The organism is Lutimaribacter degradans (assembly GCF_023703375.1).
GTDB lineage: Bacteria > Pseudomonadota > Alphaproteobacteria > Rhodobacterales > Rhodobacteraceae > Lutimaribacter > Lutimaribacter degradans.
In genome coordinates this window covers 240,680-260,011 of sequence record NZ_JAMQGO010000001.1, presented here as the reverse complement: position 1 = coordinate 260,011, position 19,332 = coordinate 240,680, and the positions used below count along the sequence as shown (strand labels likewise).

The following is a 19,332-nucleotide window of genomic DNA, read 5'->3' as shown; positions in this document are numbered from 1 at the left end:
AACAAGGAACGGACGGAGGCCCCGATGAGCACCCCCTTGCGTCTTGGCATTGCCGGTCTGGGCACCGTCGGCGCCGGCGTCATAAAGATCGTTCGGAAACAGGCATCGCTGCTGCAGCATCGCTGCGGCCGCGAAATCACGATAAGCGCGGTCTCGGCCCGCTCACGCGACAAGGATCGCGGCGTGAACATCAGCGCCTACGCGTGGGAAGATGACCCTGTCGCACTTGCCACGCGCGACGACGTGGACGTGTTCGTGGAGCTTATGGGCGGCAGCGACGGCCCGGCGAAGGCCGCGACCGAGGCGGCCCTGGCAGCGGGCAAGCACGTGGTCACGGCCAACAAGGCCATGCTGGCCACGCATGGCCAGTTGCTGGCGGGACTGGCCGAACAGACGGGCTGCGCGCTGCGCTACGAGGCGGCGGTGGCCGGAGGCATCCCCGTGGTCAAGTCGCTGGGCGAGGGCCTGGCCGGAAACGAGATCACCCGCGTCATGGGCGTCATGAACGGCAGCTGCAACTACATCCTGACGCGGATGGAGAGCGCCGGTCTTACCTATGAAGAGGTGTTCGACGAAGCGAACGCGCTTGGCTTCCTCGAAGCCGATCCCGAGCTGGACGTGGGCGGCATCGACGCTGCGCACAAGCTGGCGATCCTGTCGGCGCTTGCCTTCGGCACGCGCGTCGATTTCGACGGGGTCGAGATCGAGGGCATCGGCCGCGTCAAGATCGAGGATATTCGCCACGCGGCCGATATGGGCTATCGCATCAAGCTGCTGGGCGTCGCCCAGATGACCGGGCGCGGGCTGGAACAGCGTATGGCCCCCTGCCTGGTGCCCGCGCTGTCGCCCATTGGACAGCTTGAAGGCGGTACGAACATGGTAGTGATCGAGGGCTCGGACGTGGGTCAGATCGTGCTGCGGGGCGCCGGCGCGGGCGAAGGGCCCACCGCCAGCGCGGTGATGGGCGATGTCTGCGACATCGCGCGCGGGTTGCGCCTGCCCGTCTTTGGCCAACCTGCCGAAACGCTTGCCACCGCGCCGCGCACGCAATCGGCAACGCCCGCGCCCTATTATCTGCGCATGGCGTTGCATGACAAACCCGGGGCCCTGGCCAAGATCGCCACGGTATTGGGCGAGGCCGGCATCTCGATCAACCGGATGCGGCAATATGGCCACGCCGATGACGAGGCCCCGGTTCTGATCGTCACCCACAAGACAACCCGCGCCGCTTTGAACCAGGCGCTGGAAGCGATGGAAGGCACCGGCGTCGTGACGGCTGCCCCGGTGGCACTGCGGATTGAAAGCGTCTGAACAGTCGCATCTAGGAGATGTCGAATGACCGATAACGCCGAATTCCACGACCGCATGCTTTCGCTGGGGCTGGCCCGCGTCGCCGAACAGGCCGCCATCGCCAGCGCCGCGTTGGTGGGCCGCGGTGACGAGAAAGCCGCCGACCAGGCCGCCGTGAACGCCATGCGCGACCAGTTGAACCTGCTCGACATCCAGGGCGTCGTGGTCATCGGCGAAGGTGAACGGGACGAGGCACCGATGCTTTACATCGGCGAAGAGGTGGGCAGCGGCACCGGCCCCTCGGTCGATATCGCGCTGGACCCGCTGGAAGGCACGACGCTGACCGCCAAGGCCATGCCCAACGCGCTGACAGTCATCGCGATGGCGCCGCGCGGCACCCTGCTGCACGCGCCCGACACCTACATGGACAAGCTGGCCATCGGGCCGGGCTATGCCGATGGTGTCGTGTCGCTCGACATGAGCCCGAAAGAACGGGTCGAGGCGGTGGCAAAGGCGAAGGGCTGCAAACCCGGCGGCATCACCGTGTGCATCTTGGAACGCCCCCGCCATCAGGACATGATCGCCGAAGTGCGCGGCACCGGCGCCGCGATCAAGCTGATCACCGACGGCGATGTGGCAGGCGTCATCCATTGCGCCGAGGCAGACAAGACCGGCATCGACATCTACATGGGCACCGGCGGCGCCCCCGAGGGCGTGCTGGCAGCCGCGGCCCTGAAATGCATGGGCGGGCAGTTCTACGGCCGGTTGGTGTTTCGCAACGACGACGAAAAAGCCCGCGCGGCAAAGGCCGGCATCACCGACCTGAACCGGATTTATGCCCGCGACGAGCTGGTGACGGGCGATGTGATCTTTGCCGCGACCGGCGTTACAGATGGCTCGATCGTGAAGGGTATCAAGCGCAGCCCCGGCTGCGTGGAGACCGAAACCATCCTGATGCGGTCGCGCACCGGCTCGGTCCGGCGCATGACCTATCGCACGCCGGTCGAATAGGCCGACGATGGGGTTCCTGGGCGTCGATACCTCTCTGACCGGGCGCCGTTGGGTGGGCCCCGGCGACGAGATCGAACGACAGGCCGAGGCGATGGCACAGCAAACCGGCCTGCCCCGCCCGCTATGCCTGACGCTGGCCCGGCGCGGCGTCGCGCCCGATGAGGCAAGGGCATTTCTCGAACCGCAACTGCGCGATTTGTTGCCCGATCCGCGCAGACTGCGCGACATGGAAACGGCCGCCGCGCGCTTTCTGACCGCCGTCAAGGGGCGGCAGCGCATCGCCATTTTCGCCGATTACGACGTGGATGGCGGCAGCTCGGCCGCGCTGCTGATCTGGTGGCTGAGGGCCCTGGGACAGCAGGCCACGCTTTACGTGCCCGACCGTATCGACGAGGGATATGGCCCGAACGAGCCGGCCATGGCCGCTCTTGCTGCCAATCACGACCTGATCGTCTGCGTCGATTGCGGCACGCTCAGCCATGATGCGATCGCTGCCGCGCAAGGCGCGGATGTCGTGATCCTCGATCACCACCTGGGCGGCGAGACCCTGCCCGAGGCGCTGGCCGTGGTGAACCCCAACCGGCAGGACGAAACCGGCGATCTTGCCCATCTCTGCGCCGCGTCCGTGGTGTTCCTGATGCTGGTCGAGGCGAACCGCCAGATGCGCTCTGACGGTGCGCAGGGCCCTGACCTGATGGGCCTGCTGGACCTGGTCGCGCTGGCCACGGTCGCCGACGTGGCGCCGCTGCTGGGCGTCAACCGCGCGCTGGTACGGCAAGGCTTGCGCGTGATGGCGCGGCGCGAACGACCGGGCTTGGTGGCGCTGGCCGACGTGGCGCGGATGGACAGCGCGCCGCGCGCCCATCACCTGGGCTTTCTGCTGGGCCCGCGGGTGAACGCGGGCGGGCGTATCGGTGCCGCCGATCTTGGCGCGCGCTTGCTGGCCTGTGCCGACCCGCACGAGGCATTGGCCATGGCCGAACGGCTGGACCAGTTGAACACCGAACGCCGCGAGATCGAGGCCCAGGTGCGCGACGCCGCCTTGGCCCAGGCCGAGGCGAGGGGGCTGGATGCACCGCTGGTCTGGGCCGCTGGCGAAGGCTGGCACCCGGGTGTCGTGGGCATCGTGGCCAGCCGCCTGAAGGAAACCACCAACCGCCCCGCCATCGTGATCGGTTTCGACGGGGACGAGGGCAAGGGCTCGGGCCGGTCTGTCTCGGGCGTCGATCTGGGCGCGTCGATCCAACGGCTTGCCGCCGAAGGGCTGCTGATCAAGGGCGGCGGGCACAAGATGGCCGCCGGGCTGACCGTGGCACGCGGGCAGCTGGAACCGGCAATGGCACGGCTGGCGGAATTGCTGGCCAAACAGGGGGCCGGCGAGCTGGGCCCGACCGACCTGCGCCTGGACGGCGTACTGATGCCCGGCGCCGCCACGCCCGAACTGATCGACCAGCTTGAGGCGGCAGGCCCCTTTGGCGCCGGTGCCCCCGCCCCCCGGCATGCCTTTCCGGACATGGCCATTCGCTTTGCGAAACGGGTAGGTACGGGGCATTTGAAGCTCAGCTTCGGTGACAGCACCGGGCCGGTGATGGATGCGATCTGTTTCGGCGCCTTCGACGGCCCGCTGGGCCCGGCGCTCGAAGGGCATGGCGGCGCACGCTTTCACCTGGCCGGTCGTGTCGAGATCAATGAATGGGGCGGCCGCCGCACCGCGCAACTCCGCCTGGAAGATGCCGCGCCGGCCACCTGATCCGCCCTTTCCGCGCGCATCGCAAAAAACTGCGGTCCTTTGCATTTTTCCACTTGCACGTCGGCACCGCATTTTCTACATACCGCGCACACCAAGAGTGGCCCGTTCGTCTATCGGTTAGGACGCCAGGTTTTCAACCTGGAAAGAGGGGTTCGATTCCCCTACGGGCTGCCACCTTACCTCGCAAAACTTTGATTTATTTATGAACTTTGCGAGTGGCGAACTGTGTTCCACCGCAGTTTCCGCCCCGGTATGAATTTGTTTTGCGCGAAATATATTGCGAACATCAGGCAGGCCGGTGCCTTTTTGCGGCGGGCGCACCGTGACGTCCCGTGGCAAATGCCCGGGGTTTTCGCGTGGCGCGTCTCAGCTGCATCGATCAGTTCGGCCGGGGAAACTGCGCCCCGGCGAAGCATGTCGACCATGGCGACGGTGCCGAGCGCGCAGCGAACGCAGGCACTGCTTGCCCTTGAACAAGGCGCCGTGCCTCCAAGCCGCAGGGCGCCTTGGAGGCCAGCAGAAAGCCAGCCTTGAACGCGGGAAAGCGGACCGGCCAACAGATGCAATCGGTTTTCACATCCGGGCGCGACCCGTTCCCGGCCAGGCTGGCCGCTCGTTCAGCCGAAGAAGCTCTGACGCTTGGTCAGGAAGGCTGAATCGTAGAAGCGCTTGTACTGCGTCGACTGCCGCGCATAGGCATAGTAGGCCTCGACGAAACGCTGATGGAAGTCGCTGGTCTGTTTCACCTCTTCGATGACCTCTGCCGCGGCAACCTCGATCGCGTCCCAGACATCATCGGGGAAGGTGTCGATGGTAAGTTCGGGCATGTTTTGCAGCTTTTCATAGGCCTGCAAATGCGCGTGCAGCGTATAGGCGGACGAGCGGTTCGCCTCGGCCTCGGTCACGGCCTCGACCATCACGCGTTGCGCATCGGTCAGCGCATTCCACGCATCCATGCCGATACCGAACTCGATACCGCCGTAAATCTCGACCGGCGAAGGCGCATACATGAAACCGGCCACGTTCTGCAGACCGAATGCAAGGTCATTGGACGGCCCGACCCATTCGGCCCCGTCGAGCGTGCCCGCCTGAAGCGCGGGGAAAATGTCGCCGGGCGGAATTGATGTCGGGTTCACGCCAAGCTTGCGCAGCACTTCGCCGTAAAGGCCCGCCGCGCGGAAGTTGAGCCCCTGCAAATCGTCGAGCGACTTGATCTCTTTCTTGAACCAGCCGGCAGTCTGAAGGCCGGACCCCCCGCCAATGAAGATCTTGAGACCGCGCGGGTTGGTGAATTCGTCAAGCAGCTCCTGGCCGCCGCCGAAATACATCCAGGCGTGCATCTCGTCATAGGTCAGCCCGAAGGGCGCGGCAGTGAAAAAGGAATGCGCGATATCGCGCCCCGAGAACCACGACCCTGATCCGTGATACACCTCGGCCGTGCCGCCTTCGACCGCCTCTTGCGTGGCGAAGGGGGCGACCAGTTCGCCGGCGCCGAACACCTCGACGTTGATCGCGCCCTCGGTGATATCGGTGATCCGCTCGGCCCAGCGAAGCGCCGAGACACCCGGACCGGGCAGGCCGCGGGGCACCGAAGTGACGAGTTTCCAGTTATGCTGCGCTTGCGCGCGGACGATGTTGGGCGCCGCGAGGCCCGCCGGTGCGGCCGCAGCCGCCGTGATGAAGGCTCTTCTTTTCATTTTGATCGCATCCCTGTTGTTTGGACCGTTCAGTTATAGATCGCATCGGGCAACCAGGTTGCCAGCTCGGGGACCAGGAAGACGGCCGCCAATGCAATCATCTGCAAGAGGATGAACGGTACGATCCCCTTGTAGATATCCACGGTGCTCACACTGGCGGGCGCAACGCGGCGGAAATAGAACAGCGCGTAGCCGAATGGCGGTGTGAGAAAACTTATCTGAAGGTTGAGGCTGATCAGAATCGCGAACCACACGGGATCGACGCCCGCAGCCATGAGCGGCGGCCCCGCGATCGGCACCACGATAAAGATGATCTCGACATATTCGATCACGAAGCCCAGCACGAAGATGATTGCCATCACGACCAGCACGGCGGTCATGTTGCCGCCCGGAAGATTGTGAAGGAAATCCTCGACCATCGCTTCGCCGTGCAACCCGCGAAAGACCAGCGCCAGCATCGTGGCACCCAGCACGATGAGCGTCAGCATCGAGACCATGCTGGCCGTGTTGAGCGCGACTTGCCACATGCCGCCAAGGCGCAGTTCCTGCACCATTGCCGCAATCGTACCGAAGCACAGGATAGCGAGCGCCGCAAAGCCCGCGCCGGCCGCCAGCGGCCCGGCCTGCGCACCGCCGAAGAACTTGACCACGACCAGCCCAAGCGCGGCGGGCAAAACCGAGATCATCAACACCCGCCGCCAGCGTGACACGCCTTCACGGTCCATTGCCGTCATCACGAGGGCCCCGGCCGCGCCAAGTGCCGCGCTTTCTGTCGCCGTTGCGATCCCGCCAAGGATCGAGCCCAGCACGATCACGATCAGTCCGAGCGGCAGAACCAGCGTATAGATGACCTCGCCCATGTCGGGGCGCGTCTGGTTGCCCGCCTCGTCGCGGGGCACGACCGGCGGGCAGCTTCCGGGCCGCCGCAAGGTGGTTATGAAAATGTAGATGATATAAAGCAGAACCAGCAACAAACCGGGGATGAAGGCGCCCGCGAAGAGATCGCCCACCGATACCGGTTCGACCGCCCATTCCCCCGCCGACCGCCGCCCGGCCTGGTAGGCCGAGGACACCTGGTCCGTAAGCAGGATCAACAGGATGGAGGGCGGGATGATCTGGCCAAGCGACCCCGAGGCGCAGATCACGCCGGAGGCCAGCGACTTGGAATAGCCCGCCGACAGCATTGCAGGCATCGCGATCATGCCAAGCATGAAAATCGTCGCCCCGATCACTCCGGTGGAGGCGGCCAGCAACGCGCCGACAAGCACGACCGCATAGGCCATGCCGCCTTCGCGATCACCGAAAAGCGCCCCTGCGGTCAACATCATGCGCTTGGCGATGTTCGACCGCTCAAGCAACCCGCCCATCAGCACGAACAGCGGCACGGACAAGAACACCTCGTTCGTCAGGATGCCGAATGCGCGTGAGGGGAAAGCCGATAGAAACCCCAGATCGAAAACCCCGAGAGAGGCGCCAAGAAAGGCGATCAGCGTCGGCGTCCCGATCAGAACGAATGAAACCGGGGCGCCCGACAGTATCCCGCCCAAAAGGACGATGCCCAGCAGGAAAAGGAGTATACCGCTCATGTCTTGGTGTCCTTGCCATACAGGCTGGGCCGCAACCCTAGGATCAATGACACCACGGCAAGCGTCACAAAGACCAACGCCGTGATCGTCTTGAGAATGAAGAAGCCGGGCAACCCGCCCAACGTGGGAGAGCTTTCCAGCACCCGCCAAGAGGTTTGCACCATTGGCACCGCCTTCCACGCGGCCCAGCTCATGGCCGGGAACAACAGGCCCAGCAGGGCAATCCGGTCGATCACCCTGCGCATGGCGGGCGGGAAACGCTGGTTGAAGACATCGACGCGCACGCTTTCGTCATACAAGAGCACGGCCGCAAGCGGCAGCGAGACGATGAAAAAGAACAGGTAGGTCAGCAGGTCCGTGGCCCAGGGGGCCCCGATCGAAAAGACGTACCGCAGCGCAACGATCACGATCTGCGCAAACAGCAGGGAAATCACCGCGAAGGCTGCGATACCGCGCAACACCCCGGCAAAACCGAACCGGTTGCGGCCTGTTCCATCCCGTTCCGTCATGCGCCCAGAGCGATGCCGTCTTTGCGCGGATCGCTCCCCCCTGTCAGCAGCCCGGTGTTCACATCCCGCCGGATAGCCTGGGCCCCGCCCATACCCACCGCTGCACGGGTCAAGGTGTGCCCCATCTCTTCCAGCTTGGCGGCGACCGTCTCGCTGAACGTGCTTTCCAGTTCAAGTTTGCCGGTCGCGATATCCAGGAAGCTCCGTGGCGCATCGATGGCCGCCTGAATGTCCATGCCGAAATCGACGAGGTTCGAAAGCAGATGTGCGTGGCCCGTGGCCTGGTATGGCCCGCCCATCACGCCGAAGGGCATGGCATAATGGCCGGGAACCTCGATCAAGCCGGGCAGCAGGGTATGCAGCGGCCGTTTGCCTCCGGCCAGTTCATTGACATGGCCTTCGTCCAGCGTGAACCCCGCGCCCCGATTTTGCAGGGCCACCCCGTAACGTTCCGATGCCCAGCCGGACCCATAGGGCCAGAAGACCGAGTAGATCAGCGATACGCACAGCCCGTCGCGGTCAACCACGGTGATATAAACGGTGTCCTTGTGCATCGCCTCGGCGCGAGGCTGAAGGATGGTTCCGGCGCGCTTGGGGTCAATCTGGCTGGCCAGCGCATCCACGGCCTGCTCTGACAACATACCGTCAAGGTCGAGCGTGCCGTCGCCGGGGTCACCGACGAAACGGTTTCTGGCGGCATAGGCCAGGCGCGTTGCCTCGGCTTCCAGGTGCACGCGCTCGGCGCCGTTCGGGTCAAGCGCCGCGATATCGAATTTCTCCAGAAGCGCGGCAATCAACAGCGCGGTTGCCCCCTGCCCGTTGGGCGGCAGTTCGACAAGGTCGTGCCCATGATAGGCCCGGCGGATGGGCGTAACCGGCGTGGCCTGCGTCGCGGCGAAATCCTCGGCCGTGTGCAGCCCGCCCTCGGCGCGCAGCGTGGCAAGGATGTCTTCCATGATCGGACCTTCGTAGAACGCTTTGGCCCCGTCTTGCGCAATCAGCCTGAGCGCATCGGCCTGCGCCTTCGAGGCAAAAAGCTCTCCTTCCCGATAGGGCTGCCCGGCGTTCAGGAAATGCGTTTTCCCGGCGCCCTTGAGCCGGCCGTGGAATGTTTCGGCATCGATTGCCGTGCGCCGATGAACCGGCACGCCGCTCTCGGCATAATGGATCGCAGGGGCAAGCACCGTGGCGAGATCGAGCCTGCCATCTTCGCCGATCAAGCGGTCGAAGGCATCAATTGCACCCGGCACGGTTACCGAATGAATGGAATCAGGCGAGACCGAGGCCAGACCCTGCGCACGCAGGTTTTCCGCGTGAAGCGCCGCCGGGGCGCGGCCCGAGCCGTTCAAAGCGCGCGACTTGCCCGTCGAAGGATCGTGGATCAACGCGAACACATCCCCGCCAAGCCCGGTCATGGCGGGCTCGCAGAACCCCAGGACAAGCGCACCCGCCACCGCCGCATCGACAGCATTACCGCCCTCGCCCAGAATCTCGAGCGCGGCCCGCGCGGCGAAGGGATGGGACGTGGCACACATGGCATCGGTTGCGAACATCGGCGCACGGCCGGGGCCTTGGTAGGAATGACTCATCGGGTATTGCCTTTCACCTTGGGTGCGTCGGACTGCGCAGCCGTGTCTTCAAAGAACTTCTGCAGCGAGATCAGCGCCTGCGCGATATGCTCACGCATCAGCATGCCAGCCCGCTCGGCCTCGCCCGCCAGAACCGCCGCAGCGATGGCCGCGTGTTGCCGGTGTGGCCGGTCGAGATCGGCGTTGTAGCCTTCCATGGTATAAAGGGCGGCGCTGTATGGCGTGATCTTGAGCCGCGTCTCTTCGGCCACGGCCTTGAGCATCCAGTTTCGCGACGCATCGTGGAGAAGCCCGTGGAACTCGAAATCCATCTCCAGCGCGGCGGACCGATCGGTGCGCGCGCTGATATCTTCGGAGGTCGCGATCAAGGCCCGCAGGCGCAGGCGTTCGGCGTCGTTCATGCGCACCGCGGCGCGCGAAGCACAGATCGCCTCGATCTCTCCCATTGCTTCGAAAGCCTCGTTCAGCTCGGCTTGATCGAAGCTGCGCACCACCGCTGAACGACGGGGCCGGATCTCGACCAGGCCCGACGCCCCGAGTTGCCGGATCGCTTCGCGAACGGGGGTTCGGGACACGCCGAACTGCTCGGCCAGGGAGTGCTCATCCAGCCGATCGCCCGGCTTCAACTCTCCCCTCAAAACGAGGTCAGCGATTTTCTGACGCAGCGTATGGGGCATCGGTCCTCCTGTTTCTTTACGCTATGGCGACAAACTGTATTCTGTAAACCATTTTTGCATACAATTTTATTTCTTACCACACAATTGACGTAAGTATATGTTAATTATTGGTTATTATTCCCCTGGTCGCGCCATCGCAGTTGAAGTTCAGCCTGGCAGCGTCAGCGAGACCCCAAATCAGCCCATCACACGAGGTTGGTGGACCGGCTTCTTGGCCCTTCGTCGATTCAGGCAACGCAGGCTCCACCGCTCCTGGCCTATGCCACGCAGCCGAGGGAAAGCAGGTAGGACTTGCAGGCGTGGGCATCGAAAGCCCAACCTCGGACAACGCCCGATGATTGGCGCCTTCGAATGGCTGCGCGCCAAAATGATGTCTCGCGAAACGCGATCCAGCGGCATCTGGACTCTGCCAAGTCATGCATGGCGAGCGTTGCGGCCGGTATCAGAACCGCGCCACGATCTCATCGAGCGATAGGTTGCAAATCGGGCCGTGCCTGGCCCTTTACTTCTGCGCCGCCTGAAGCGCGGGCCTTGGGTCGGGTGGCGTGTCAGCGGGGGACGGTTCATAGATCGTGTGACGGGCCCGCCCCTGTCGCTTCGACACGTACAACGCCACATCCGCGTCGCCCATCATCCGCGCCATGTCAGGCCGGCGATAAAGGTCGGATCGCGTGGTGCCGATGCTGCACGAGATCCGGCACATCTTGCCCTGGAAGGGGATCGGTTTTTCCAGCCGGTCGATGATGCGACGTGCGATGCTTTCAATCCGGGCAGGATCGGTAAGCCCGGGCAACACGATCACGAACTCATCACCGCCGACGCGCGCGACGGTGTCTTGTTCCCGGGTCTCATCAACCAGATAGCGGGCAACCTTTTGCAGAACACGGTCGCCCGCTGCATGCCCCAGCGTGTCGTTCACCGATTTGAAGAAATCCAGATCGAGATGCATCAGGGCAAAAGGCGCCCCGCTTTCGCCAAGCCGATTCAGCACGTGATCAAGCGCGCGCCGGTTCTTGAGCCCGGTCAAAGTGTCGGTATAGGCCTGCTCCTCTGCCGCGACCCTGGCCGCCTGCAGGCGCTGGTTCAGCTTTCGGCTGGCCTCCATCGCGGCGGATTTCGCCTCGACAAGGTAGAGCATTTCAACGGTCATGTCGGTGGCCGCGAAATCGGCGTTGGTCAGAGCATAGTCGCGCACCGCATCGAGAATCGAGATGCCGAACGAGAGATTGACCACCGCACCATCTTGCCAGGGCACCAGGATGCCCTTGAACCCGGTCTTGGGCGTATCGCGAAATTGCAGGTGCATGCGCGTGCCGGCAACCCGGCGCAGGTCTTCCATCGTGGTCAGCCCGCGGGGGCGCTGCACCTCGAACAGCTCCAGGAACCGGGCGTTTTGCAAATCCTGCATCGGGCGCAGCTTGCACAGGGTCGCGCCGGCATGGGTGACATGCCCCGTGCCAGACAGCACCATGTGCATCGGGCAAAGCGCGTCAAGCACGGGTATGACATCAAGCGCGCGCATACTACCCGGCCCCGGCACCCAGGTGAAAGCTACGCCCCTCGGCATAAGCCGTTTCAACAAGCACGATCGAGATAACCTCGATCGGGCCGGCGTCGCCGGAGTGGTCAAGCATCACCAGCGCGCCGTAATCGTCGGCCATGGCGCGCAAGACACCCACCATCACGTGCCCGAACCCGGCAAAATCCGCATGGACCGTAAGGCTGAAGCTGTTGGACGAGAGATCGCGCAATTCCAGCCGGGGCAGATCCAGGTCGTCAACCGCAAGGCGCGCCCTTTCGGGAAGATCGTCGAGCGAATGCAGGAAGTCGACGAAATCGACGCCACCAAACCGCAAAAGGCGGCGCAATGCCTCGGTTTTGGGATGAGACACGAGATACGTGCCGATATCTTCTAGAACATCGTTGCGCGGTTTGCCCAGCACGTCCGTGATCGCGTCCAGAACACGCCATGTCAGGCTGGTTTCATAGCGCAGCATCGCTTCGAACCCGTCGAATCCCAGTTGCGCGATGCGCGCCACGTCTGCCCAGCGATCATCACCATAGGCATCGCGGACAAAGCACTCGATCGCCCTGTTCATCAGGCCGTGCATGACCCCGCTCCTTTCCACTCGTACATCGGGCAGAGTATGGGACGGGGGGTTAAGAAACCCTCAACATGTCCACGACCGGCGGTTTCCGCGGACAGGTCTCAGAAATCGGTCGGCGCGCCGCCCTCGGCCTTGCGGCGGGCCACGAAATCGGCCAGCTCGTCGCGGATCGCCTCGTCCATCGGGGGGGGCTCGAAACTGCCGATGATGTCCTTGTAGACGCGATGCGCGCGTTCGGGCGTCCAAACGGCACCGGCTGCTTCCCAGGCTTCGAAATTGTGCCAATCCGACAGGAAGGGTTGGTAGAACGCGGTGGTATAGCGATCCTGCGTGTGCTGCGTGCCGAAGAAATGCCCGCCCGGCCCCACGTCGCGGATGGCATCCAGCGCCAGCGCCTCGGCGCTGGTATCCACGATCGCGGGTTCGAAATAGCGCTGGATCTGTTGCAGCACCTCGCAATCCATCACGAACTTCTCGGGGCTTGCGATCAGCCCGCCCTCCAGCCAGCCGGCGGCGTGATAGACCATGTTGCTGCCCGACTGGACCGCCGCCCACAGGCTGTTCGATGTCTCCCACACCGCCTGACCGTCGGGCACATTGGCCGCACACACACCGGAGGACCGCATCGGCAACCCGTAGAACCGCGCCATCTGGCCGGTCATCTGGGTCGAGCGCATGTATTCGGGCGTGCCAAAGGCAGGCGCACCGGATTTCATGTCGACATTTGAGGTAAAGGTACCGATCACGCAAGGCACACCGGGGTTGATGTATTGCGCCAACGCGATGGCGCACAGCCCCTCGGCCAGCGATTGCGCGACCGCGCCGGCCATCGTCACCGGGGCCATCGCCCCGGCCAGGGTAAAGGGCGTCACCACCAAACCCTGCCCGCGCCGCGCCAGCCGCATCCAGCCATCCAGCATAGGTTCGTCATGCTTGAGCGGCGAGGTCGAGTTTATGTTGGTATACATGCGCGGAGTGGCCTCGAATTCCTCGTGGCTCCAACCACCCGCGATGCGCACCATTTCCATGACGTCCTCGACCCGTTCCCGGCCCAGGCTGTAGGCGTGCATCACCTTGTCCGACAGCGTCAACTTGTCATACAGCACGTCCAGGTGGCGCACGCTGGCATGTATGTCCACCGGCTCGACCGGGTAGCCGCCCGCGAAATGGATACAGTTGAAATACTGCGTCAGTTTCAGCAGGTTGCGGCACATTTCGCGCGTGCCGGGCAGTTTGCGGCCCAGCTCCATGTCCCAGTAATTGGGCGGGGACGAGACGTTTCCGAACAAGATGTGATTGCCGCCGATGGTGATCTGCCGGTCAGGGTTGCGCGGGGTAAGCGTGAATTGCGACGGTGCCCGGCCGATCATTTCCATCACGAAATCGCGGTCCATGCGCACGTTTTCACCCTCGATGGTGCACCCTGCCTTGCGCAGGATGTCGCGCGCCTCGACATTGAGGAACTCGATTCCGATTTCCTCGAGGATGGTCATCGCCGCTTCGTGAATCGCGGCAACACCCTCGGGCGGCAAGGGTTCGGTCGGATGATCGGTGTTGACAGGTATGCGCCAGGCCGACTGCTCGATAACCGCCGTGCCACGGCGTGCCGCATTGCCGGAACGGCCACCGCCGCGACGCTTGCGTGTGGGGGTTTCTGCATCGACCATGTCATACGCTCCTGTCCTGCGGATCAAATCCAGCAGATCACGCAGAGCACGGCGGGTTCCTGTCGATTCGCGACGGAACTCGTCGGTTTTGGGCGGGTGCTGTGGCGCTATTCCACCAGCCAGGTCGGCAGATGACCGATATCGGGCAGCACCACGTCAGCCATCGGGGCAAGCTCGTCATGCCCGGCCATGCCGGTCAGGACGCCGACGGTGCGCATCCCGGCCGCGCGCCCTGCCACCAGGTCGTGCAGACTGTCGCCAACCATCACGACATTGGCAGGTGCCAGCCCCACGAAGGTGGCAAAGGCCAAAAGCGGCTCGGGCGCCGGCTTTGCGCCGTGGCCGCTGTCGAACCCGGCAATGAAATCGAACCTTCGGGCAATGCCGGCGGCGTTCAGATGGGCCATGGCGGTAACTTCGCTGTCATTCGTCATGACGCCCAACCGCAGACCGCGCGCGCCCAGCTCCGCCAGGAACGGATCGAGCGGCACCGCCGGGGCCAGGGGCGCCCGGGCGGCCATCTCGTCAAGCAGGCGTTCGATCTCGTCCAGGTCGCGCTCGGGCAGGGCCGAGGCCAGGCATTCGGCCGCCTCGCGACTGGTGCCGGCAATCACCGGGCTGTCGGGGTGGAACGCCCCCGCGCCCAGATCGAAGCGCGCGGCATCCGCCATTGCCTGCGCACGCACCGCGTCGCCGCCCGACAGGTGGTCGATCACCCCCGCCGCCCAGCCATTCCAGGTGGCGCCGAAATCGAACAGCGTGCCATCCTTGTCGAAAATGATGCCCTGAATATCCATGCCCTGCCCCAATGCGCGCGCCCCACTCGACACTGTCGCGACCGCGGGTGCGCGACAAGCCCTCTCGCTTGACTTTCGGCGCCTTTGTCGCCCTTTTGACCGTATGAGTACAGACCCACCCTATCGCCTGCACCACTCGTTGGGATACCATCTGTCGATCGCCGCCCGCGTGCAGGAAAGACGGCTGGATGAACAGTTGCGCACGCTCGGCCTCACGCGCACGACCTGGTGCATCCTGCTGGCCGTGGGGAACGAAGGGCTGAGCCAGCCATCCGACATCGCGGATTTCGTCGGCATAGACCGCACCGCCACCAGTCGCGCGCTGCGCCACATGGAAAGCGACGGCTTGCTGGCCCGCTCGTCCGGAGAGCAGGACAAGCGCACGCGTCGCGTGGTTCTGACCGAGAAGGGCTGCCATGCCATACGGGCAGCCACGCCCTTTGCGCGTGACAACGCCCAGATCATGGCTGCGCAACTGGCCCCCGGCGAAGAGGAAGAACTCAAACGCCTGCTGACCAAGCTGCGCGGGGCCGAGGGCACGCCGCTTACAACGCTCTGAAGAAACGGCCCGATCAGGTCCAGTGTACCTGCGCGCCACCGGGCAGCGCCGCGCGGGCCTGCATGGGCGCGGTATAAGCAGTGCCGGTGTCATCGCAAAACCGTATGACCCAGGCATCGTCCATCATCAGGAAATCCAGCACCGCCCCCAGGAATGCAGGGTCGGCCGCCTGCCCGCGCAGGTCGGCCTCGGTCAGGCCCGAGGCGCCCATGAATACCGGCAACAGGTCATCCGTGGCCGCCAGCCAGCCAAGGGCGGACAGCGCCAGCGTTTCGGCGGCTTCTTGCGTGTAAGACAATTTCGAATATCCCCGGAAAGGTTTTCTTAACCTTAGTTCATAAAGCTCTGCACATGTTAGACGCAAGGTAAGGACTCCTTCATGCCCGGGCGCGTGCTTATCGTCGATCCACTGGCCACCAACCGAATCGTGCTGCGGGCCAAGCTGACTACGGCCTATTACGACACGGTGCTTGCCGGAAGCGGCGCCGAGGCGCTGGAGCGCCTTGCCGAACCCGGCACGACATTGGCACTGATCGCCGCCGACGTGGCGGATATGCCGGGCCTGGAGCTGTGCCGACGCATCCGTGCGACCCATCCGGTCGGATCTTTGCCGATCATCATGATCGGTTCGGCCATGAATTCGGCGCACAGGTTGAACGCGCTTCTTGCAGGGGCCGATGCGGTGCTTGGGCGCCCTGTCAGCGACACGTTGTTGCTGGCGCAGATTCGCTGCCTGATGCGTGGCAGCGAAAGCCTGGAGGAATTGCGCCTGCGCGAAGGGTCGAACCGTGCCCTTGGGCTTGACGAGCCGCCTACCCCGTTTCAGCGCCCGTTCCGAATCACCGTCATGTCGGAAGACCGCGTTGCCGCAGGCGCGCTGGCGCATGCTCTGGACACGCGCCTGCCACACCAGGCCCAGGCCGCCGACGGGCCGAGCCTGGTGCACGGGATGGTCTCGCGGTCGGTGCCGGATCTGGGCGTGGTGCTGATCGGAGATCAACCCTATGACCCCGCGCCACAGTTGATCGCAGGGTTGCGCGCCCAGCCCGAAACGCGGCGACTGCCGATCATGGCATTGACCGCCCAAGCGACCGAGGCGCATATCGCCGCGTTGCTGGATCTCGGCGCCGACGATGTCGCCCCGCGCGCGATTTCAGAGGATGAGCTGGATTTGCGATTGGCTCGCCTGATCGACGCCAAGCAGCGCGCCGACCGCCTGCGCGACACGGTGCATGACGGGCTGCGCGCGGCGGTAACGGATGCCCTCACCGGGCTGCACAATCGGCGCTACGCGCTGCCCCAGCTCAAACGCATGGCGGAAGAAAGCCGGCAGACGGGCCAGGGGCTGGCGGTCATGCTGGCCGATCTCGACCATTTCAAATCGGTGAATGATGCCTATGGGCACGCGGTGGGCGATGGCGTTCTGCAACAGGTCGCCCAAAGACTGCGCCAGGCATTGCGCCCCGGCGACATGCTGGCGCGCATCGGCGGCGAGGAATTCCTGATCGCCGCGCCGCGCCGGTCGTGCAAGGCCGCCAAGATGACGGCCCGTGGGCTGTGTCGTGCGGTGGCCAGCGCACCGCTCGTCGTGCCGGGCTGTCCGCACCAACTGCACCAGACGATCAGCGTGGGCCTTGCGATGGCGGGGCCGTCAATCCTGCCCGACCGGGCCGAAGCCCTGATGGCCCGGGCAGATCATGCGCTTTATGCCGCGAAGACAGGCGGGCGCAACACGGTCACCCTGGCCAAGCAGACCGCCGCTTGACACGGCGTTCCGGCCACCGGCCGGCGTCGCCTCAGCGCGACTTGCCGTGATGCGACATGGCCTCCAACTCCTGCTCGACCCGGTCGGCAAAGGCGCGGCGATCCGCTGTGCTCATCGCCTCAAGCCGATCCAGCATCAGCGCCCGCGCCAGCCGCCGCGTATCCGCGCCGATGGAAAATTGTGCCTCCATCTGCCGCGCCAGCGCGTCACGGTCGAACGGGTCGGCCCGCAGGCTGTCCAGCACCGTGTCGAAACTGTCTTGCATCCGCTCGCGCAGCGCATCACGCCCCGGCAGTTGCGCGCGCATCTCGTCGCGGATCGCGCGTTTGTCCTCGGGGCTCAGCGCACGGATATAGGCCACGGTGACCCTGTCGGAGCGCGGAGCATGGCGCCCCTCGTCCGGCACGCCATGGCGCCAGATCATCCCCGCCACCACGCCCGCGACAGCCAGGTTCAGCGCCAGCGAAGCCAACAACACGCCGCGCAGCCACGCCTTCATCCGCGGTGGCGGTGTCGATGTTTCGGTCTTGCCCATGTGTTACCCTTCCTCCAGCGCCAAAAGGTCCAGCTCGTCGCCGGATATCATGCTGACAAGCAACGGATCGGCCTCGCCGAAACCCGCCAGCGACAGCCCCGTCAGGGCCGCGGGCGGGCTTATACCCAGCCAAAGCCCCGCCACCCCTGCCGTGGCCAGTCCCGCCATGGCGGGCCAGCCCCCCAACAGGTCGACCAGTTGCCGCAAGCGCGTCGGGCGCGGCGTGACAACGGCTGACGCCATCGCGACCTGCCCGGCAGCCGCCTGCGTCGCCTGCGCGTCGTCCAGCACCCGCGCCAACAGCTCGGCCGAGGGCGCCGGCGCGGTTTTCCGCGCCGCGTCAAAGAAGCCGTCAAGCCCGTGGTTCATCTTGTCATCATCCATCATCGCCAAACCCCAATTCCTCGCGCCGTCCGGCCAGGGCCGCCGCCAATGCCCGTTTTCCCCGCGCGGTAAGCGATTCCACCGCTTCTACGCCGATTTCCATTATCTCGGCGATATCGGGGTTCGAGAACCCTTCGATATGGCGCAGAACGACCGCCTGTCGCTGCCGCGCCGGCAATGCGTCCAACGCCTGCTGCAACGCATCGGCCCTTGCCTGTCGCATAAGCTCGTCATCGGCGCCGGGGGCGTCATCGACCGGCTCGGGCACGCTATCCAGCGCCACCCCGCGCCGGCGCCGTAACCTGTCGGCGCAAAGATTTGCCACCACGCGATATAACCAAGTGGTCACTTTCGCTTCGCCCTGCCGCCACTCGGGCGCGATACGCCACAGGCGCATCATCGCCTCTTGCGCCACGTCCTCGGCCTCGTCCCGGTCCCCCAGCAAGCGATAGGCATGGGCCAAGACGCGCGGGGTGAACCGCAAGGTCAGAACCCGCGCCGCCGACGCGTCGCCATTGGCAAACAACGTCAGCACCGTGTCGTCGGGCAGATCGTCAAGGGCATCCAGCGGCATGGTCATTACCTGTCTGGCCTACTCCGCTACCAGCGAAAGCACAATCAGGGCCGGGCTACACGCCCGGCCCAGGGGGCGCCGGGATCAGTCGCGCCCGAACCGGTGACCACCATGTTCACCACGCGCGCCATGCATGCCGTGATGGCCGCGTTCGCCGCGTTTCTGCATCTTGCCGTGCTTTTGCATCTTCTCGCGCATGGCCGACATCTCTTCCTTGCTCACGGCACCGTCGCCATCGGCATCGGCACGTTCCATCATCTGAACCATGCGCGCGCCGCCCATTTCCTGAAAACTCAGCTTGCCGTCACCATCGCTGTCGCGCCACTGTGCCATGCGCTTGTGACGCTCGGTCGCGCGCTCGGCGGCGCGGGCCTGGGCGGCGGCCACCATTTCCTCGGCGCTCAGCGCCCCGTCACCATCGGTGTCGACCTGGTTGAAACGCTCTTTCGCACGCGCCTCGATCTCGGCGCGGGTCAGCTTGCCATCCTGGTCGGTATCCATGGCCTCGAAGTCGATACGCGGGCCATCGCCGCGCTGCATGCCGCCCATCATGCCGCCCATCGGGCCGGCCGTGACAATCGTTCCGGCCACGATCAGCGCGCTCAGGCTGGTGATAAATACTGCTGGTTTCATTGCGTCTCTCCGTTTCTGCTTTCGACCAAGGCCATTCTGCCCGGTTCTGCAGGGTAAAACGCACGGCACCCCGGTTTCCGTCGCAACGAAAGCACCGGGTCACGCAGCCGTGATAACGCCGCTCTTTGCGACATCGCGACGCAATGACATCTCGCCCACTTTCAGATGCGTCACCGATGGGTCATGTTAAATGCCGTGCGA

General features: G+C 64.7%; 19 protein-coding genes and 1 tRNA gene. 6 read left to right on the top strand and 14 right to left on the bottom strand.

The genetic code is table 11. From position 1 onward, the window contains the following. The first annotated feature begins 24 nt into the window (after positions 1 to 24). The 4 genes from M8744_RS01300 to M8744_RS01285 all read left to right on the top strand — a co-directional run bounded on the left by M8744_RS01300 (position 25) and on the right by M8744_RS01285 (position 4,225). On the top strand, positions 25 to 1,311 hold the full coding sequence (locus M8744_RS01300; RefSeq protein ID WP_251408200.1) for a homoserine dehydrogenase: 1,287 nt from the start codon (positions 25 to 27) through the stop codon (positions 1,309 to 1,311). Positions 1,312 to 1,335: 24 nt separating this feature from the next. Continuing rightward, positions 1,336 to 2,301 (top strand): class II fructose-bisphosphatase, encoded by a 966-nt coding sequence (glpX, locus tag M8744_RS01295; RefSeq protein WP_251408197.1) that lies wholly within the window; start codon positions 1,336 to 1,338, stop codon positions 2,299 to 2,301. Positions 2,302 to 2,308: 7 nt separating this feature from the next. After that, on the top strand, positions 2,309 to 4,051 hold the full coding sequence (gene recJ, locus M8744_RS01290; RefSeq protein WP_251408194.1) for a single-stranded-DNA-specific exonuclease RecJ: 1,743 nt from the start codon (positions 2,309 to 2,311) through the stop codon (positions 4,049 to 4,051). A gap of 99 nt (positions 4,052 to 4,150) precedes the next feature. Further along, a tRNA-Glu gene (locus M8744_RS01285) sits at positions 4,151 to 4,225 on the top strand. Between the two features lie 443 nt (positions 4,226 to 4,668). On the opposite strand, the gene M8744_RS01280 is transcribed toward M8744_RS01285, so the two are convergent. The 9 genes from M8744_RS01280 to M8744_RS01240 all read right to left on the bottom strand — a co-directional run bounded on the left by M8744_RS01280 (position 4,669) and on the right by M8744_RS01240 (position 14,681). Next, the gene (locus M8744_RS01280) at positions 4,669 to 5,748 is read right to left on the bottom strand and encodes a TRAP transporter substrate-binding protein (protein WP_251408192.1); all 1,080 of its coding nucleotides are present in this window, start codon (positions 5,746 to 5,748) and stop codon (positions 4,669 to 4,671) included. A 29-nt stretch (positions 5,749 to 5,777) separates the two neighbouring features. Beyond that, positions 5,778 to 7,334, bottom strand: coding sequence for a TRAP transporter large permease (locus M8744_RS01275; protein ID WP_251408189.1), 1,557 nt, complete (start codon positions 7,332 to 7,334; stop codon positions 5,778 to 5,780). Then, on the bottom strand, positions 7,331 to 7,843 hold the full coding sequence (locus tag M8744_RS01270; RefSeq protein WP_251408186.1) for a TRAP transporter small permease subunit: 513 nt from the start codon (positions 7,841 to 7,843) through the stop codon (positions 7,331 to 7,333). Before M8744_RS01270 ends, M8744_RS01275 begins: the two co-directional genes overlap by 4 nt. After that, a complete protein-coding gene (locus tag M8744_RS01265; RefSeq protein ID WP_251408183.1) occupies positions 7,840 to 9,432 on the bottom strand; it encodes a gamma-glutamyltransferase family protein in 1,593 nt (530 codons plus the stop codon). The genes M8744_RS01270 and M8744_RS01265 overlap by 4 nt, the downstream gene beginning before the upstream one ends. Continuing rightward, a complete protein-coding gene (locus M8744_RS01260) occupies positions 9,429 to 10,109 on the bottom strand; it encodes a GntR family transcriptional regulator (RefSeq protein WP_251408179.1) in 681 nt (226 codons plus the stop codon). Before M8744_RS01260 ends, M8744_RS01265 begins: the two co-directional genes overlap by 4 nt. A 502-nt stretch (positions 10,110 to 10,611) precedes the next feature. Further along, a complete protein-coding gene (locus tag M8744_RS01255; RefSeq protein WP_251408176.1) occupies positions 10,612 to 11,631 on the bottom strand; it encodes a GGDEF domain-containing protein in 1,020 nt (339 codons plus the stop codon). Between the two features lies 1 nt (position 11,632). Beyond that, positions 11,633 to 12,220 carry a heme NO-binding domain-containing protein gene (locus M8744_RS01250; RefSeq protein ID WP_251408173.1) on the bottom strand — a complete coding sequence of 196 codons (588 nt, stop codon included), beginning with the start codon at positions 12,218 to 12,220 and terminating at the stop codon, positions 11,633 to 11,635. A gap of 98 nt (positions 12,221 to 12,318) precedes the next feature. Next, positions 12,319 to 13,884, bottom strand: coding sequence for a trimethylamine methyltransferase family protein (locus M8744_RS01245; protein WP_251408170.1), 1,566 nt, complete (start codon positions 13,882 to 13,884; stop codon positions 12,319 to 12,321). A 107-nt stretch (positions 13,885 to 13,991) separates the two neighbouring features. Then, entirely contained in the window at positions 13,992 to 14,681 is a 690-nt protein-coding gene (locus M8744_RS01240) for an HAD family hydrolase (RefSeq protein ID WP_251408167.1), read from the bottom strand. Positions 14,682 to 14,784: 103 nt separating this feature from the next. On the opposite strand from M8744_RS01240, the gene M8744_RS01235 reads away from it, so the two are divergent. Next, positions 14,785 to 15,240 (top strand): MarR family winged helix-turn-helix transcriptional regulator, encoded by a 456-nt coding sequence (locus M8744_RS01235; RefSeq protein WP_251408163.1) that lies wholly within the window; start codon positions 14,785 to 14,787, stop codon positions 15,238 to 15,240. Between the two features lie 13 nt (positions 15,241 to 15,253). Here the strand turns inward: M8744_RS01235 and M8744_RS01230 are convergent, their stop codons facing one another. After that, positions 15,254 to 15,538 carry a DUF3572 domain-containing protein gene (locus M8744_RS01230; RefSeq protein WP_251408160.1) on the bottom strand — a complete coding sequence of 95 codons (285 nt, stop codon included), beginning with the start codon at positions 15,536 to 15,538 and terminating at the stop codon, positions 15,254 to 15,256. A gap of 81 nt (positions 15,539 to 15,619) precedes the next feature. Here M8744_RS01230 and M8744_RS01225 point away from each other — a divergent pair, with 81 nt between their 5' ends. Continuing rightward, entirely contained in the window at positions 15,620 to 17,005 is a 1,386-nt protein-coding gene (locus M8744_RS01225; protein ID WP_251408157.1) for a diguanylate cyclase domain-containing protein, read from the top strand. Between the two features lie 31 nt (positions 17,006 to 17,036). Here M8744_RS01225 and M8744_RS01220 read toward each other — a convergent pair whose 3' ends face one another. The 4 genes from M8744_RS01220 to M8744_RS01205 all read right to left on the bottom strand — a co-directional run bounded on the left by M8744_RS01220 (position 17,037) and on the right by M8744_RS01205 (position 19,131). Beyond that, positions 17,037 to 17,540: a periplasmic heavy metal sensor gene (locus M8744_RS01220; RefSeq protein ID WP_251408154.1), complete on the bottom strand. Its 504-nt coding sequence runs from the start codon at positions 17,538 to 17,540 to the stop codon at positions 17,037 to 17,039. A 3-nt stretch (positions 17,541 to 17,543) separates the two neighbouring features. Beyond that, positions 17,544 to 17,927: a hypothetical protein gene (locus M8744_RS01215; protein WP_251408151.1), complete on the bottom strand. Its 384-nt coding sequence runs from the start codon at positions 17,925 to 17,927 to the stop codon at positions 17,544 to 17,546. Next, positions 17,917 to 18,504 (bottom strand): RNA polymerase sigma factor, encoded by a 588-nt coding sequence (locus M8744_RS01210; RefSeq protein ID WP_251408148.1) that lies wholly within the window; start codon positions 18,502 to 18,504, stop codon positions 17,917 to 17,919. Before M8744_RS01210 ends, M8744_RS01215 begins: the two co-directional genes overlap by 11 nt. 78 nt (positions 18,505 to 18,582) lie before the next feature. After that, a complete protein-coding gene (locus tag M8744_RS01205; protein ID WP_251408145.1) occupies positions 18,583 to 19,131 on the bottom strand; it encodes an EF-hand domain-containing protein in 549 nt (182 codons plus the stop codon). Between the last annotated feature and the right edge of the window lie 201 nt (positions 19,132 to 19,332).